The sequence below is a fragment of the Rhizobium sp. 01T444 genome, assembly GCF_056398305.1.
Map to the genome: position 1 here is coordinate 161,723 of NZ_JBFTPD010000003.1, position 15,569 is coordinate 177,291.

General features: G+C 60.2%; 16 protein-coding genes. 7 read left to right on the plus strand and 9 right to left on the minus strand.

Going from position 1 to position 15,569, the window contains the following annotated elements:
• Positions 1-2 precede the first annotated feature (2 nt).
• Together AC1DTN_RS06295 and AC1DTN_RS06300 are read right to left on the minus strand one after the other, a co-directional pair.
• Positions 3-707: a TerD family protein gene (locus AC1DTN_RS06295; RefSeq protein ID WP_037103435.1), complete on the minus strand. Its 705-nt coding sequence runs from the start codon at positions 705-707 to the stop codon at positions 3-5.
• Positions 708-728: 21 nt separating this feature from the next.
• Positions 729-1,895, minus strand: coding sequence for a toxic anion resistance protein (locus tag AC1DTN_RS06300; protein WP_442206436.1), 1,167 nt, complete (start codon positions 1,893-1,895; stop codon positions 729-731).
• A gap of 333 nt (positions 1,896-2,228) precedes the next feature.
• On the opposite strand from AC1DTN_RS06300, the gene AC1DTN_RS06305 reads away from it, so the two are divergent.
• Positions 2,229-3,008, plus strand: a complete 780-nt coding sequence (locus AC1DTN_RS06305; protein WP_442206437.1) for a gamma-glutamyl-gamma-aminobutyrate hydrolase family protein — start codon at positions 2,229-2,231, stop codon at positions 3,006-3,008.
• 56 nt (positions 3,009-3,064) lie between these two features.
• On the opposite strand, the gene AC1DTN_RS06310 is transcribed toward AC1DTN_RS06305, so the two are convergent.
• From AC1DTN_RS06310 to AC1DTN_RS06325, 4 genes are all read right to left on the minus strand, one after another.
• Entirely contained in the window at positions 3,065-4,096 is a 1,032-nt protein-coding gene (locus AC1DTN_RS06310; RefSeq protein WP_442206438.1) for an aldo/keto reductase, read from the minus strand.
• A 262-nt stretch (positions 4,097-4,358) separates the two neighbouring features.
• Entirely contained in the window at positions 4,359-5,315 is a 957-nt protein-coding gene (locus AC1DTN_RS06315) for a 2-hydroxyacid dehydrogenase (protein ID WP_113321896.1), read from the minus strand.
• Between the two features lie 24 nt (positions 5,316-5,339).
• Positions 5,340-6,362 carry a LacI family DNA-binding transcriptional regulator gene (locus AC1DTN_RS06320; protein ID WP_113321897.1) on the minus strand — a complete coding sequence of 341 codons (1,023 nt, stop codon included), beginning with the start codon at positions 6,360-6,362 and terminating at the stop codon, positions 5,340-5,342.
• A 119-nt stretch (positions 6,363-6,481) separates the two neighbouring features.
• Positions 6,482-6,991, minus strand: a complete 510-nt coding sequence (locus tag AC1DTN_RS06325) for a MarR family winged helix-turn-helix transcriptional regulator (RefSeq protein WP_442206439.1) — start codon at positions 6,989-6,991, stop codon at positions 6,482-6,484.
• An 83-nt stretch (positions 6,992-7,074) separates the two neighbouring features.
• Between AC1DTN_RS06325 and AC1DTN_RS06330 the strand changes: the two genes are divergently transcribed.
• The 5 genes from AC1DTN_RS06330 (at position 7,075) to cysE (ending at position 11,431) form a co-directional block, all read left to right on the plus strand.
• Positions 7,075-7,866: a creatininase family protein gene (locus AC1DTN_RS06330; protein ID WP_442206440.1), complete on the plus strand. Its 792-nt coding sequence runs from the start codon at positions 7,075-7,077 to the stop codon at positions 7,864-7,866.
• Between the two features lie 143 nt (positions 7,867-8,009).
• Positions 8,010-9,101: a CobW family GTP-binding protein gene (locus tag AC1DTN_RS06335; RefSeq protein ID WP_442206441.1), complete on the plus strand. Its 1,092-nt coding sequence runs from the start codon at positions 8,010-8,012 to the stop codon at positions 9,099-9,101.
• Entirely contained in the window at positions 9,101-10,093 is a 993-nt protein-coding gene (locus AC1DTN_RS06340) for a WD40 repeat domain-containing protein (RefSeq protein ID WP_477920115.1), read from the plus strand. Before AC1DTN_RS06335 ends, AC1DTN_RS06340 begins: the two co-directional genes overlap by 1 nt.
• Positions 10,094-10,097: 4 nt before the next feature.
• A complete protein-coding gene (locus tag AC1DTN_RS06345; RefSeq protein WP_477920117.1) occupies positions 10,098-10,580 on the plus strand; it encodes an N-acetyltransferase family protein in 483 nt (160 codons plus the stop codon).
• 38 nt (positions 10,581-10,618) lie between these two features.
• Entirely contained in the window at positions 10,619-11,431 is an 813-nt protein-coding gene (gene cysE / locus AC1DTN_RS06350) for a serine O-acetyltransferase (RefSeq protein WP_442206444.1), read from the plus strand.
• Here the strand turns inward: cysE and AC1DTN_RS06355 are convergent.
• Together AC1DTN_RS06355 and AC1DTN_RS06360 are read right to left on the minus strand one after the other, a co-directional pair.
• Complete coding sequence (locus tag AC1DTN_RS06355) at positions 11,428-12,585, minus strand: GGDEF domain-containing protein (protein WP_477920120.1); 1,158 nt, start codon at positions 12,583-12,585, stop codon at positions 11,428-11,430. The two genes, cysE and AC1DTN_RS06355, sit on opposite strands and share 4 nt — an antisense overlap.
• Positions 12,586-12,686: 101 nt before the next feature.
• A complete protein-coding gene (locus AC1DTN_RS06360; RefSeq protein WP_442206446.1) occupies positions 12,687-13,694 on the minus strand; it encodes a serine hydrolase domain-containing protein in 1,008 nt (335 codons plus the stop codon).
• Positions 13,695-13,857: 163 nt separating this feature from the next.
• On the opposite strand from AC1DTN_RS06360, the gene AC1DTN_RS06365 reads away from it, so the two are divergent.
• Positions 13,858-14,823 carry an NAD-dependent epimerase/dehydratase family protein gene (locus AC1DTN_RS06365; protein WP_442206447.1) on the plus strand — a complete coding sequence of 322 codons (966 nt, stop codon included), beginning with the start codon at positions 13,858-13,860 and terminating at the stop codon, positions 14,821-14,823.
• Between the two features lie 61 nt (positions 14,824-14,884).
• Here AC1DTN_RS06365 and AC1DTN_RS06370 read toward each other — a convergent pair whose 3' ends face one another.
• Positions 14,885-15,475 carry a GNAT family N-acetyltransferase gene (locus AC1DTN_RS06370; RefSeq protein ID WP_442206448.1) on the minus strand — a complete coding sequence of 197 codons (591 nt, stop codon included), beginning with the start codon at positions 15,473-15,475 and terminating at the stop codon, positions 14,885-14,887.
• Positions 15,476-15,569 lie beyond the last annotated feature (94 nt).

Here is a 15,569-nt window from a genome sequence, read left to right on the forward strand (position 1 = left end):
GCTCAGCCGAGATAGGCCTGGATGACATCGCCGAGCCCGGCATTCGATCCCGCGCCGACGGCATAGAATTTCCAGGATCCGTCCGCCTGCTTCAGGAAGGACGCAACCTGGATCGTCGTTTTGCCGGCAAATTCGGCCGTCAGCTGATAGCGGCAGAGCTCATCGTCCATGGCATCGCAGACTTCAATATAGGCGTTCTTGACCTTGCCGAAATCCTGCTTCTTGCGAGCGGCATCGTGGATCGTTGCCCAGACGGCGAGCTCGGAAATCTCTCGCGGCAGCTTCGCCAGCACGATCTTGAACTCCTCGCGAAAGCCCTCGTCGTGATGACCGCCGCCATGATGATCGTCATCACCATCGTCATCGGGCTCCGGCTTGGTGAGAGCGCCACGTCCGGTGCGGTCGTCGCGCTCATGCCACATGGAGCCGTCATCCGTCTGGAAGGATCCGTCGGCATTCTTGGACAGTGATCCCTCAGGATTGCTGGAGCTGCGCACGAACGCGTAGCACAGCGCATGCGAACCGTCATTGTAGAGCCGCGCCCGGTTTGAATCGCCACCAGGATGAACCAGCGCAAAACAATGGACATCGAGGTCGAAGGCCGGGCCGGAGCCTTCCGGCGGATCCCAGACCAGTCCGGAATGAACGAGCTGGATCTCTTTCTGGATCTGGAACGACTGACCCTTGTTGAGATTAAAGGTTGCCATGCGCTGTCTTCTCCTGAGGTCTCAGATCGGGCGGGCAATCACGATCTGGCGTGCTTGTTCAAGCTTGGTGCGGGCGGCGGCATAGCGCTCCTTATTGCGCTCGCCTTCGGCAACGACCTTGTCAGCGATCGCCCGCAGCCGCTGGGCGGTACCGAGCACAAGATCGGCATCCGCAAGGCGGGTTTCGCCGGCTGCCTTTACCGCATTGACCGAAACATCTTCGAGCACCTGCGAGCCATACTGCTGCAGCGAGGCCCGCAGCTCACGCCGCATAGCATTGATCTGCTGGATCGACTGCATCTGGAAGAGCGCATGCAGCCTGATCAGGATCGACTTGATGTCGTTGAATTCGGCATTGGCAGAGGTGACGGTATCAGCGAGCGTCGCAAGGGCCGCACCCCGCGCAATGCCGATCGAGTCGAGATCCGTCGGCGCCTTGGCGTAGGCCGTTTCAAGAACGAGCACGCGGTTCTGGAAGATATCCAGCTTCTGCGAGAAGTCGCGAGCTTCCTGAACCTTGAGCGGATCGCCCGAGACCGCCTCTTGCTTCAGTCGTTCGAGATCCCTGCTTGCGTCAGCGATGATGCGACGGCCGGCCTCGACGAAAACCCCAAGCGAAACGATCGTATCGCGATATCCCTCCGCCAGGGTGCTCATACGCGAGACTTCGAGAATGAGCTTGCCGCTTTCCTCATCAATCTGGGCTTCCATCGGCTTGATGAGATCGCTGAGCGACTTCGCCTTGCTCTGTAGCATGCCACGCACTTCATCCGTCACGGCCTTCAACCGTTTGGCAGGGTCGCCAAGACCGACCGCCATCAGCAGACGTTCGAGAAAGCTTCCCTTCAGCTTCTCTCGGATGCTTGCCTCCAGCTCTTTCAGATCCGCATCCTTCACACCCTCGCGAATCGTGCGGAAAAGCTCGAAAAGCACCGGCGACTGGGCGTTGGTAATCTGCGAGAGAATAGTATCCAGCTTGGCACCGAAACTGCTGATAGCTTCCTGGCCGAAGGTAACAAGCGTATGCGGCTCTGCCGTCGCCAACCGATACCGCTCTGCTAGATCGCTGATATCGCCAGCCTTTTCCGGCGGAAGCACGACGGTCACGACGGCGGGCGGGCCGCCGGCTGCGATCGAGGGCATGAAGTCAGGTTTCGTCTCGAGTGCCGTCGTCTTCGGTTCCGACATGCCGTCAATCCTCTTGGTCCGTCCTCTTAACGATACGGTCAAGCCGCACGAAAATTACGAACACAGGTTGCAGAAATCGGCTGGAATGTAATTCAAGGGATGACACTCGGCAACACGATCCCCAACAATATTGGATGTATTTACCGACATTCCAATATCGTCGCGTTTGAAACTTGAAAGAGCTGGAAAACTTTAAAATCAATTATTTAGTCAACTTCCACTAAACACCGGACTTTTGAACCGCCGCAATTTGGCCACCGCGTGCATCCAAGCGTTGACTTCACGGTCGATCTGGCCGCACAAACGTCCGATATTGTTTTCTTCGGGGCAAAAATGACGAAACCGATCGTTGCGATTCCCGCCGATATCCGCAGCCTTGATGGCGCAACCTGGCATGCCGTGCAGCATCAATATGTGCGCGCGGCGCTGAATGCCGCCGGCGTAATGGCCTTCATCATTCCTGCCTTTGAAGAAGGCTATGACATAGATGCCATTCTCGATCGCGTGGACGGCGTGCTGGTTTCCGGCTCCGCAAGCAATGTGCACCCCTCGCTCTACGGCCTCGAAGCCACCGAAGCCGATGGCCCCTTTGATCCCGCCCGCGACGCCACGAGCCTGCCGCTGATCCGCCGCGCCATCGATCGTGCCATCCCGCTTCTTGCCATCTGCCGCGGCATTCAGGAATTGAATGTTGCGCTTGGCGGCTCGCTTGCGAGCGAAATCCAGGACCAGCCCGGCATCTGGGACCACCGGAAACCCGATGTGAAAGATCGCGACGGCATGTATGCGATCCGCCAGAGCGTCTTCGTCAAGGAAGGCTCCTGCATCGCCGGTATCATCGGCGCCGGCGAAATTCGCGTCAACTCGCTGCATCGCCAGGCGATCGCCAAGACCGCCCCGCGCCTGCAGGTCGAAGCTACAGCAGAGGACGGCACGGTCGAAGCCGTCTCCGTCATTGACGCCAAGGCCTTCGCAGTCGGCGTACAGTGGCACCCGGAATACTGGGCCGAGACCGACAAGCCCTCGAACAAGCTCTTTATCGCTTTCGGCGATGCCGTCAGAGATTACGCCGCCAGTAAGTTGCCATCGCTTCCGGCGCAAGCAATCGCCTGAAAACGGAAAGGCCGCCGGATCGCTCCGGCGGCCTTCTTCATCTCCAACTCATTGGCTCAGCGGCCGCCTTCGATCTTGCGGTGACGCTGGTTGGTGCCATTCGCACCATACGGATATTGCCCCGGCGTCGGCGCGCTGACTTCGTTGAGCTTTGCCGTCTCTTCCGCCGAAAGCACGAATTCCGCCGCAGCGAGATTGTCGGCGAGCTGTTCGGATGTGCGTGCGCCGAGAATGACCGAGGTCACGGCCGGGCGCGCGGCCACCCAGGAAAGCGCCACCTGCGCCATGCTGACGCTGCGTGCCTTGGCAATCTCCTCGACGGTGCTGATGATATCCCAGGTCCGCTCCTGCGCGTTGCGGGCAGCATAGGCCTCGCCGCCGCGATTGGGATTTTCGCCGAGGCGCGTCGCACCTGTCGGCGTCTCGTCGCGCTTGTACTTGCCAGTCAGCCAGCCRCCGCCGAGCGGCGACCAGGGCAGCAGGCCCATGCCTGCATCCTGACAGGCATCGACGATCTCGAGCTCGATGTCGCGCATCAGCAGGTTATACTGCGGCTGCAGCGTCACTGGGCGCGTATAGCCCTGTGCCTTGGCGATCTCGGAAGCCTTGGCAATGTGCCAGCTGACATAGTTGGAGAAGCCGTAGTAACCGATCTTGCCCGCGCGAACGGCATCATCGAGGAATCGCAGCGTCTCCTCGATCGGTGTCAGCGCATCCCAGGCATGCATCTGGTAGAGATCGATATGCTCGACGCCGAGGCGGCGCAGCGAGTCGTTCAGCGCCTGATTGAGGTGGCGGCGGGAAAGGCCGATATCGTTCGGCCCGTCGCCCATTGGGAAGCGACCCTTGGTGGCGATGACGGCCTGCTTTGCCTGCGTCGGACGCGCCTTCAGCCAGCGACCGATGATCTCCTCCGATACACCGTTGCTATAGACGTCTGCCGTGTCGATGAAATTGCCGCCCCAGGCGAAGTAGTCGTCGAGCATCTTGAAGGAAGCCGCCTCGTCGGACTCCTTCCCGAAGGTCATGGTACCCAGGCAATATGCGGTGACGATGGCCCCGCTGGGACCGAGCTTGCGATAATCCATTTCTGCCTCCTTCCAGAGGCGCCGGCTGCCCGCACGAAAAGTCGCCGGGCGGAGCAGACGCTCCCCGATCAAATCGCTATGTGTAAGCTTGAGACGGCGAAATGCCGCCGATGAAATCACGGCCGCTGGGAATGGACGCGGCCGGAACCAATCATAGCCAATCCTTCCCGGTCGACCAAGTGGGAAACAGGAAAAAGACTAACGGCAAAATAGGAACAAGCGAAACGCGCTCTCCGCCTTCACGGAAGGAGTGGGGAACGGCCTATTGCTTGACCGGGGTTTCCGCCACGGGTGTCACCGGCTTGCCCTGCTCGAACCAGGAGATGAGGTTTTCCGCCACCAGATCCGCCATCGCATTGCGCGTCGGGATGGAGGCCGAGCCGACATGCGGCACCAGCACCGTATTCGGTGCGGAAAGCAGACCGGCCGGCACGTTCGGCTCGTCATAGAAGACATCGAGGCCGGCGCCACCGATGGTGCCTGTATTGAGCGCAGCAATCAACGCATCCTCATCCATCGTCCAGCCTCGGCCGACATTGACGACGATGCCATCAGGGCCGAGCGCTGAAAGAACATCCGCGTTGATCGTACGGTGCGTCTGCGGCGTTTTCGGCACGATCGCAATCAGCGTGTCGACGGCCTCGGCAAGACCCTTCAGCGTCGGATGATAATCATAGGGCGCATCGGCATGGCGGGAGCGGGTGTGATAGCTGATCTTCACCTTGAAGGGTTCCAGGCGCTTGGCGATCTCAAGACCGATGCGGCCAAGGCCATAGAGGCCGACATGGCGGCCTTTCAGGGAAAAGCGCGTCAGCGGATAGGCAGAACCCGGCTTCCAGTTGCCGCCCCGCAGCCAGGCCTCGGCCTTCGGCAACTCGCGAATGGCGTTAAGCAGAAGCGCAATGGCTGTGTCGGCCACCTCGTCGTTCAGCACGTCGGGCGTATTGGTGACGATGATGCCCTTCGAACCTGCAAGCTTCGCATCGATGCCGTCGTAACCCACCCCGAAACTGGCGACGATCTCCACATTCGGCAATTGTTCGAACCAGGCGGCCGGGAAAACTCCGCTGAGCGCCACTCCACGAATACGTTTCGCCGTCTCGGCATCGAGCTTCAGCGTCTCGTCGCGATCGACAGTTACTACCTCGAAACGATCCTTCAGCTGGGCGAGAACGCGATCATGTATCTTCCCGGGAACGAGAACGGCAATGCGGGACATGGCTTTTCCTCTTGGCTTCGGCGGTCAGGAACGCGGCCGATAAGGGCTTGTGGACTGGCGGATACGCATTTCCGGCTTGATGAGATGGATGCCATCAGGCTCATGACTGCCCGCAAGTCGATCAAGTAGGGCGCGGGCGGCAAGACGTCCAACCTCTGTCTGGCCGTTCCAGACGGTGGTCAGTGCCGGCGTGGCAATCGAGGCTTCCTCCAGATCGTCATAGCCGGTCACCGAGATATCGCTGCCGGGCACAAGGCCGGCACGCGCTATGCCGTTCATAAGACCGATCGCGACCAGATCGTTCCAGCAGACGGCCGCCGTAGGCTTCTGCGGCAGGGAGAGGAAATGCACCGCCGCCTCGAAACCGCCCTGCTTCGAGCGCGGGCCGGGAATGCGCAGGTTCGGATCGACCTCGATGCCGGCCTTGCGCAGCGCATTGACATAGCCCTGATAGCGGTCGCGCCCGGTCGAGGTCTGGTCCGTACCGCCGATCATCGCGATCGTGCGATGGCCGAGGCCGATCAGGTGGTTGGTGGCAAGCGAAATGCCGTAGCTGTCGTCGCCGCGATAAGTCGGCACATCCTGGCTGTCCATGGAACGGGCGACGAGGATCGCCGGCATGCCGTTTTCTTCCGCGAGCTGGATATCCTCCGGCGGCGTGCCGATCGCCGGCGACATGATGACCCCGTCACCACCGAGCTGCAGCAGGGTTTCGATGAAGGTGCGCTGCTTCTCGACGGAATCGTAGTGATTGGAGAGAATGAAGGTGTGGCGGCTGCGATCGAGTTCGCTTTCGATCGCCTTCAGGATTTCCCCGTAGAACGGGTTCATGATGTCGTGAACGACAACGCCGATAATGCCGGAGCGTGACGTCCGCAGGCTGGCGGCGCGGCGATTGTAGATATAACCGAGCGCGCGGGCCTGTTCCTTGATCTTTTCGCGAGTATTGCCGGCAACCAGCGGACTATCGCGTAAGGCAAGGGAAACGGTCGCCGTTGATATGCCGAGTGTTTCGGCAATCGTCGAAAGCTTGATCTTCTGAACCACGTCTCCTCCTCCAGGCAACGCGTGAAGCTGGTCGACGGCTGCCGCAGTGCAACGCCAGCCTTAAAAAGTTTAATTAAAAGATTTAAGCGGCGCAGGCAATTCGCCTTTTGAGGAAATTTTCAGTCTTCCTCATCTTCGTCGACATGCACTGCCTCCGCCTGCAGATTGGCGTCGATCGCCTTGAGCAGACGCACCAGATTGCGGATCTCCTTTTCGGAGAAATCAAGCGTCGCCAGCTTGTCGCAGGAGGAAGCCGCAAGCTCGATTGCCTGCACGCTGCCACGACCGAGTTCAGTGAGGTATACCTTGGTGAGGCGGGCGTCTTCGGCGTCAGGCTTGCGTTCCAGGAAGCCCTGAGCCTCCATGCGGCCGATGGTGCGGGTCATGGTGGGCGCCTTGACACCGAGCTTCTGGGCAAGCCCGCCGGCTGTCATACCATCGCTTTCGGCAAGGGAAGTGATGACCCCGTCCTGGCCGGCATAGAGACCACTTTCAAGAAGGTTGCGCGACAGGACCGTACGCATGGAGCGAGCAGCCTGCGTCAGAGCCGGCGAAAGATCGACAAGCGTATACTCGGTCTGGTCCTTCTTTTTCTTGTGCTTCTTGCCGTCCTTATGCTTCTTGCCCATTGCCATCCCTTTGATCTTTAAGCACTGCCCAGGCTGGGTTATGACATTGCCCATCATCTCGTCATAAACAAGAGGCAAGGCCGATGTTGGTTCCGTCGTTCCGTTTCGAGGACAATGATCCGGCACTCGCTCCGGAGGCACGCCGCCGGTGGATAGCGGTCCTGCCACTCGGCGCACATGAACAGCACGGCCCCCATCTGCCCTTCGAAACCGACACATTGATCGCGCAGGGCATCGTCAACAGGCTGAAAACCGCCCTGCCGGCCGGTTTGCCCGTCACCGTACTCCCCATCGAATCGGTCGGCTACTCCTTAGAGCACATGGATGTTGAAGGAACGAAGACGCTCCCTTTTGATACAGCCGTAAAGCGCTGGCTCGATATCGCTGAAAACCTCTCGAAGCTCGGTATCCGCAAATTCGTGATGCTGAATGCCCATGGCGGCAACTCGCCGCTGATGACCATCGTCGCCACGGAAGCGCGTGTGCGCTTCAGCATGCTGGCCGTCTCCACGAGCTGGACCCGCTTCGGCCTGCCGGAGGGTGTGATCTTGCCGGATGAAAAGGCTGTAGACATTCATGGCGGAGATATCGAAACATCCGTCATGCTGGCGCTCTATCCGGACAGGGTGGATATGGAGAAAGCTGCCGACTTCCCTTCCAACCAGACAGAGTTCGCCCGGTGCTTCAAGCACCTGCGCGCCTATGGCCCGCATGCCTTCGGCTGGAAGATGTCCGATCTCAACCCGCAAGGCGCTGCAGGCAATGCGAAAAAGGCGACTGCAGAAAAGGGTGAGGCGCTGATAGCCCATGCGGTCAGCGGATTGGTGGAGCTGCTGCAGGATGTCGATGCTTTCGACACAGAAACGCTGCGATGAAGGCGCGGCTTTGCATAGAAAGCAATGTGATCTTATAACATACAAAACCCTTTGAACTGCCGCTTCCAAGCGCCTATATGAAACCGACCCATTCAGGCCCCGCACTTTGCCCTCGGGGTCAATATCCTACTTTCGAGGTTCTCATGACCGACGCGATCCAGACACAGCAGAAGCCCATCCCCGTCACCGTGCTCACCGGTTATCTCGGTGCCGGCAAGACGACACTGCTCAACCGCATCCTTTCCGAAAACCACGGCAAGAAATATGCAGTCATCGTCAACGAGTTCGGCGAGATCGGCATCGACAACGACCTGATCGTCGAATCCGACGAAGAAATCTACGAAATGAACAATGGCTGTGTGTGCTGCACGGTCCGAGGCGACCTGATCCGCGTCGTCGAGGGCCTGATGCGCCGTCCCGGCCGTTTTGACGGCATCATCGTCGAAACCACCGGCCTCGCCGATCCGGTTCCGGTTGCCCAGACCTTCTTCATGGATGATGACGTCCGCGCCAAGACCGAACTCGACGCCGTTGTTGCCCTCGTCGATGCCAAGCATCTGCCGCTGCGCCTGAAGGACAGCCGCGAGGCCGAAGACCAGATCGCCTTCGCCGACGTCGTCATCATCAACAAGACCGATCTCGTCACGCCAGAAGAACTGGCCCAGATCGAAGACATCGTGAACGCCATCAACCCCGCTGCTCGCGTCTACAAGACAAGCCGTTCCGGCGTTGATCTTGCCCGCGTTCTGAACCAGGGCGCCTTCAACCTCGAGCGCGCGCTGGAAAACGATCCGCATTTCCTCGAGCACGGCCATGACGATCATGTCTGCGGCCCGGACTGCGATCATGATCACCATGGTCATGACCACCATCATCACGATCATGACCACGACCATCACCACCATCATCATGGTGAGATGTCGGCCATCCATGACATAACGGTGCAGTCCGTTTCGCTGCGCGGCGGCGAGATGAACCCGGAGCGCTTCTTCCCCTGGATCCAGAAGATCACCCAGACGCAGGGCCCGAACATTCTGCGCCTCAAGGGCATCATCGCCTTCAAGGAGGACGCCGAGCGTTATGTCGTCCAGGGCGTGCATATGATCATCGAAGGCGATCACCAGCGTCCGTGGAAGGATGGCGAAAAGCACGAAAGCCGTCTCGTCTTCATCGGCCGCGACCTTGATCGCGCAAAGCTGGAAGAATCCTTCAAGGCGTGCGAGGCGACTGCCTGATGCCCACAGTTGCACCGCTTGATCTCGACGGCCACGTTCTGGCCGTCGAATTTTTAGGTGATGTCCCCTTTTTCGCGAATGCCGACGGTACCTTTCACCGGCTCGATGGCGGCGAAAAGGTGATCGAAGCCCATCAGGGCATGCTGACAGCGATCCGCGACCCCTACAGCGAAAGCCTGATTTCGGGCGGCGAGGATGGCAAGGTGCTGCGCATTACCGCTGACGGCGGCGTCAGCGAAATTGCCTCGGCCCCGCGCAAGTGGATTTCGCAAGTCGCCGCCGGCCCGCAGGGTGCGATCGCTTATTCCTATGGCAAGAGCACGCTCGTGCGCCTCACCGATGGCACGACGAAGGAATTTCCCGAAGAGCGCACGGTCGAAGGCATCGCCTTCGCACCCAAGGGCCTGCGCATCGCAGCAGCCCGTTATAACGGCGTATCGCTGCATTGGGTCGGCACAAGCGCCAAGCCTGTTGATCTCGAATGGAAGGGCGCCCACACCGGCGTCACCTTCTCGCCCGACGGCAATTTCCTGGTCACATCAATGCAGGAAAATGCGCTTCACGGCTGGAAGCTCGACGTCAAGTCGGGCACCGAAGCCCGCCACATGCGTATGACCGGCTATCCGGCCAAGGTGAAGTCGCTCTCCTGGTCCGCCAAGGGCAAGTGGCTTGCCTCCTCCGGTGCGCCTGCCGCCATCGTCTGGCCCTTCCAGGGCAAGGACGGTCCGATGGGCAAGGCGCCACTGGAGCTCGGCACGCGCGCCAACATCATGGCAACTGCGGTGAAATTCCACCCGGTCGAGGATATACTCGCCATTGGCTTCATCGACGGCATGATCCTTGCCGTTCGCCTCGCCGACAGTAAGGAAGCGCTACTGCGCCGCCCCGGCAAGGGCGCTATCACCGGTATGAGCTGGAGCAAGGACGGCAAGCTGCTCGCTTTTGCTTCCGAGACCGGCGATTGCGGCGTCGTGGATATTGCGACGGCCTGATCCCATGGCTGTCGAAGTTACAGCCCTGGGTTCCAAGGACATGTATGAGGCTGCCATGGTGCGGCGCATCGCACTATGGAGCGTGATGCCGCACCTTCCCGATCTTCACGCCCCTGAGGAAGACGAGGAATACTGGCGAACACATCTGCTGCGAGAACACACGGTTCTTGGCGCGCTTGTCGACAGACGGCTGGTTGGCGTTATCGCCTACGGCAATGGTTGGATCGAGCAGCTCTACGTTCTGCCCGACGCCCAGCGTGCGGGAATCGGTACGACGCTTCTCTCTTCGGCAATGAATGATATGGACGATRTTCGCCTCTGGACCTTCCAGCAAAATCGCCGCGCCCGTGCCTTCTATGAATCACATGGATTCTCGTCCATTGAAGAAACAGACGGCAGCGGCAACGAGGAAAGAGAGCCCGACATGCTCTATCATTGGCGCCGCCTACCAGAACCGGTGTATGATCCCGGCCCAGCCCATCGCTGACACGCCGTCGCAAGAAGATTTTTGAGAAGGACCCGACAATGCCTGTTCCGAATAACGCTGCCGCCGATGAGCCGTGCGCGTTCTGGTCCGTCTGGTCGGCAATCCGCACGGAAGCGGTCGATCTGGCAACGCGGGAACCAACCCTGCGGACACTCCTTGAAACACAGATCATCCGCGCAGAGAATGACGCTGACATCATCGCGCATGTGATTTCGGCGCGCCTCTCAGTCGCGAGGGTCGATGCCGAAGACCTGTTCCAGCTGTTTTACAGCACACTGCAGGAACACCCCGATATCGGCGCCGCCATCGAAGCCGATCTTCTGGCCGTGCGCGAACGAGATCCCGCCTGCACCACCTATCTGCACGCATTGTTGAACCTCAAGGGCTTTCACGCCCTGCAGACCCATCGCATTGCCCATGCCCTGTGGATGGTTGGCCGTGTCGAGATTGCGAGCTGGCTTTCAAACCTCGCCTCGCTGGTCTTCGGTCCGGATATCCATCCGGCTGCAAGGATCGGTTCCTCGATCATGCTCGACCATGGGTCGGGCATCGTCATCGGCGAGACGGCCGTCATCGAAGATGAAGTCTCTATCCTGCAGAACGTTACGCTTGGTGGTACGGGCAAAGAGACAGGTGATCGCCACCCGAAAATCCGCCACGGCGTGATGATCGGCGCCGGTGCGAAGATCCTCGGCAATATCGAGATCGGTGCTTTCAGCAAGATTGCGGCCGGCAGTGTCGTGCTGAAGCCGGTGCCGGCTCATTGCACGGTTGCCGGCGTTCCGGCAGCTGTCGTGCGTATTCATCGCAATGATGAAATTCCGGCCGAGACAATGGATCAGAATATCTAAGCGGCTTGCTGGTTTTCCCCTGCCGCCTCGACGCGGTTGCGGCCTTCGCGCTTCGAACGGTAGAGCGCCTCATMCGCCTTCTGCACGAGCCGCTCAAAATCCCCGCTCTCGTTCATGCGTGTGGAAACGCCGATGCTCAGTGTCGGGAAGATCGCCAGGTCCGGCATCTGCATGACGGTTGCCGCAAAGGAAAGACGGATGCGGTTTGCGATCTCTACCGCTTCTTCCCGATCGACATTGCGGAGCACCGCCAGGAATTCGTCTCCGCCTTGCCGGGCGAGCAGATCTCCGGAGCGCATGATGCCCTTCGACACTTTAGAGAAAAGTCGCAGGACCTCGTCGCCGGCGGCATGACCGTGCTGGTCGTTCAACTGCTTGAAATTGTCGATATCGATGACGAGGAGCGATACCGGCTGGCCGGTAAGCAACGGCACATGCTGGGCAAGGCCGCTACGGTTGAGCGTTCCGGTCAGGGGATCGTGATGAGCAAGCTCGATGAGCTGGTTCCGGCTCCTTTCGGCCGCCATCAGCACCATTGCCATGCTGCGAAGCATGATGAAGGCCACGGCCGATACCGCCATCCAGCTATGGATGACGCTGCCGCCGAAGGGATCCGGCCCGCCGATGTCTCCGGTTGCGGCTAGAAGGCTGCGAACTGCGAAGATCGCCGCGGTGACGACGTAAAGCCCCAGAAGAAGAGCCGCCGAATAAAGTTTCTCGCGGCGGAGAATGCCGGCTGCTTCCCTGGCGATCGTGATATCGCAGAGGCAGCAGATCACCGAGACATAGAGGAGACGCTCAGATATCGCTGCGGGATCGCTGATGAAAAGCGCCACCGGCATGCTGCCGCAGATTATCACGAGCCAGGAATAGCGCCGGTCGATGGGATGTCCCGCAAAGGCGCGGACGGCAAAGAACATCAGCATGTAGCCGACGATGGTCAGCACATTGCCCGCATCGATGGAGATATAGTAGGGAACGAGATTGCGCAGCGCGACGAGGAAGGAACCGATACCGACGAGCAGGTTGCTGGCGCCCCACCAGAGCGGCCAGCGTTCGAAGCGGCCCGTCGCATAGGCAGCGAACTGGAGAGCGCTCAGAACGACGCAGCTCACCGCAACGATGAAATAAATTGTCCGCAGATCCAGCAGCATCGAGCCTATCCCGAAGTCCCACACCGCGGACCCTACAGGAAGCGATTTGCAGTTTGATTGGATGCTTCGCTAAAAATTTAGCGACATTTGGTTTTTCAGCGTCAGGCGGCCCGTACCGCGCCGATGATATCAGCCAGCAGGCCGTGCAGCGAATCCCGATAGCCGTTGCGCGCGGAAGGGCCGCTCTCCTCCGAGGTCATGACGACCGTGAGATTGAGCGACGGCACGATATAGAGCATCTGGCCTCCATAGCCCCAGGCGAAATGCACCTGCTCTCCGCCGATCTGCCGCGTAAACCAGCCGTAACCATATTCATCACCGGAGAAGCGCGAATTGGTGCGGCGCTGCCAGGATTGGGCAACCCAGTCCGCCGGAACCACCTGTTTGCCTTCGTCCGTGCGCCCGCCGTTGCGGTAAAGCTCACCGAAAGCAAGCAAGGATCGGGCGCTCATCGCCATCTGGTTGCCGCCAAGATAGATGCCTTGCGGATCGCGCTCCCAAGCACCGATGCTAAAGCCCTCGATGGGACCGAGCCACTCTCGCGCCAGCGCCAGCGTCGACTTGCCACCGACCTTGGTCAAAATAGCGGAGAGAAGATGCGTCGAGGCCGTGGAATAGAGCATCTCCCCGCCCGGCTGATCGACGAAAGGCTGCGAGAGCGCAAAACGCACCCAGTTGCGTGAGGAGACCCAGCGGCCGTAATTCGGCCCGGACATGCGATCCAACCCCGCCTGCATGGAGAGCAGATTGCCGATCGTGATATCGTTGAGGCGAGCATCCGGAGAAGCAGGCAGATCCGCCTTCAGGATCGGCGCGATCTTCTGATCCGGCCCTTCCAGCAGGCCCTTGCCGATAGCAATGCCGACCAGCGCCGAAATAATCGATTTCGAAGCGGATTTGATGTTGCTCGGCTCCGACGGCGTATGACCGCGATAGCCATGCTCTGCCACCGCGCGCCCATTACGGGCGACAATGACGGTTTTCAGCGGTTTCAGCTCATCCCGACTTCCGAGACTATCCAGGAGATTCGAAACGGAGCTTCCCTGCTGCTGGGCGAGAGCGGCAATGGGGGCGAGCAGCAGAAGGCAGAGAGCGAGGCGCTTGATCATGGAGCGATGAGCTAGCGCAGCTACGCGGTGAAATCAGCAGCGGAAAGCGCCGATTCACGCGGACGTGAAACTTTATGATCCGCGCACTGGCCACTTGCAGTTCCGCGAAGCGGCACGACATACTGCGCATGACCAGCCCATATTCGCATCTGGAGGAGACTGCATGGCCCGCGTGATCGTCATCGGAGCAACAGGACATGTCGGCACCTATCTCGTACCCCGCCTCGTCGAGGCCGGCCATGAGGTGGTGGCGATCAGCCGCGGCACGGCCGCGCCCTATAAGGCGCATGAAGCATGGAGTCGCGCCGATATCAGGCATATGGACCGCGCAGCGCTCGAAGCCGAAGGCCGCTTCGGCGATGCGATCCGTGCGCTGGAGGGCGAGATCGTCATCGACATGATCTGCTTCACGCCCGAAAGCAACGAACAGCTCGCAACCGCGCTTGAGGGTCATGTCCGCCATTTTCTTCATACCGGCACGATCTGGACGCATGGTTTCTCAACGGTGGTCCCGACACCGGAGGAGGCACCGAAGAAGCCCTTCGGTGACTACGGCGTGAAGAAAGCGGCGATCGAATTCGACCTGCTGCGGAGGGCGCGAGAGAAAAGCTTTCCCGTAACGCTGATCCATCCCGGCCACATCGTCGGTCCCGGCTGGAACCCGTTGAACCCCGCCGGCCATTTCAACCCCGCTGTCTTCACGACGCTGGCACGCGGCGAAACGCTTGCGCTGCCGAATTTCGGCATGGAAACGGTGCATCATGTCCATGCCGACGACATTGCTGAACTCTTCATGGCCGCCATCGCAAAGCCCGAGGCGGCGATTGGCGAGGCCTTCCACGCGGTATCGGAAAAGGCTGTCACGCTGCGAGGCTACGCCGAGGCGATGGCGGCCTGGTTCGGCCAGGAAGCGAAGCTGGAATTCCTTCCCTATGAGGCCTGGGCAAAAAAACAGAACCCGGAAGAGGCCAGAGCCACCTGGGAGCATATCGCCCGCAGCCCCAACTGTTCGATGGAAAAAGCCCGCCGGCTGCTCGGATTCGCGCCGCGGCACGGCTCACTACAAGCCGTGCAGGAAGCCGTCCGCTGGCTGATCGGCAATGGCCGCGTCGAGGCAAAGGCTCCCTGAGCTATCAGTGATAGCCCTTAAACAAAAAGCCCCTCCCGGAGAATGGGAGGGGCTTTGCCGGTCAGGCCGCCTTCCGGACCGGCGCGCCGGCCAGCATGCGTCCCGAAGGGACGATCATGCCGGCCGCGCCGCCAAGCCAGCCCTCGACGAGCTCCAGCGCCAGAAAGCGCGAGCGTTCGAAGGGGCCGGGCATGACAAGGTGACGAGCCTTCTCGGCAAAAAAGCCGAAACGCTCGTAATAGTCCGCATCGCCGACGAGCAGGATCGCGCCGTGGCCGCGGTTTTTTGCTTCGAGGATCGCCGCGCGCATCAGCGCAGAGCCGATGCCCTTGCCGCCATGCTTACCATCGACGGCGAGCGGGCCGAGCAGCAGCGCGTCGAGCGGCGTACCCTCGTAGTTGATGCCGGCTTCGACATTCCACAGACGCACCGTGCCGATCACATGGCCGTCGCGGTCGCGCGCGACCAGCGCCAGGCCTTCGGCCGGCACACGGTTGCGGCGGATCATTTCCGACGACTTCTTGCGGCGATCCGGACCCATGACGCGATCGAGCAGGGTTTCGCGAGGAACGACGTCGGACGGATTTTCCGCATCGATAGTGAAAGTAACAGGCGCAAAGAATGCGCGGACAGAATCAAGAACAGCGACCATCTTGGCCTCCCGTACCCAATACCGTTATCAGCGGTGATGACTGGAAATTGTGAAGTTGCCGCCCCGGCTGGTTACGGGGCTGGCAGAAACAAGA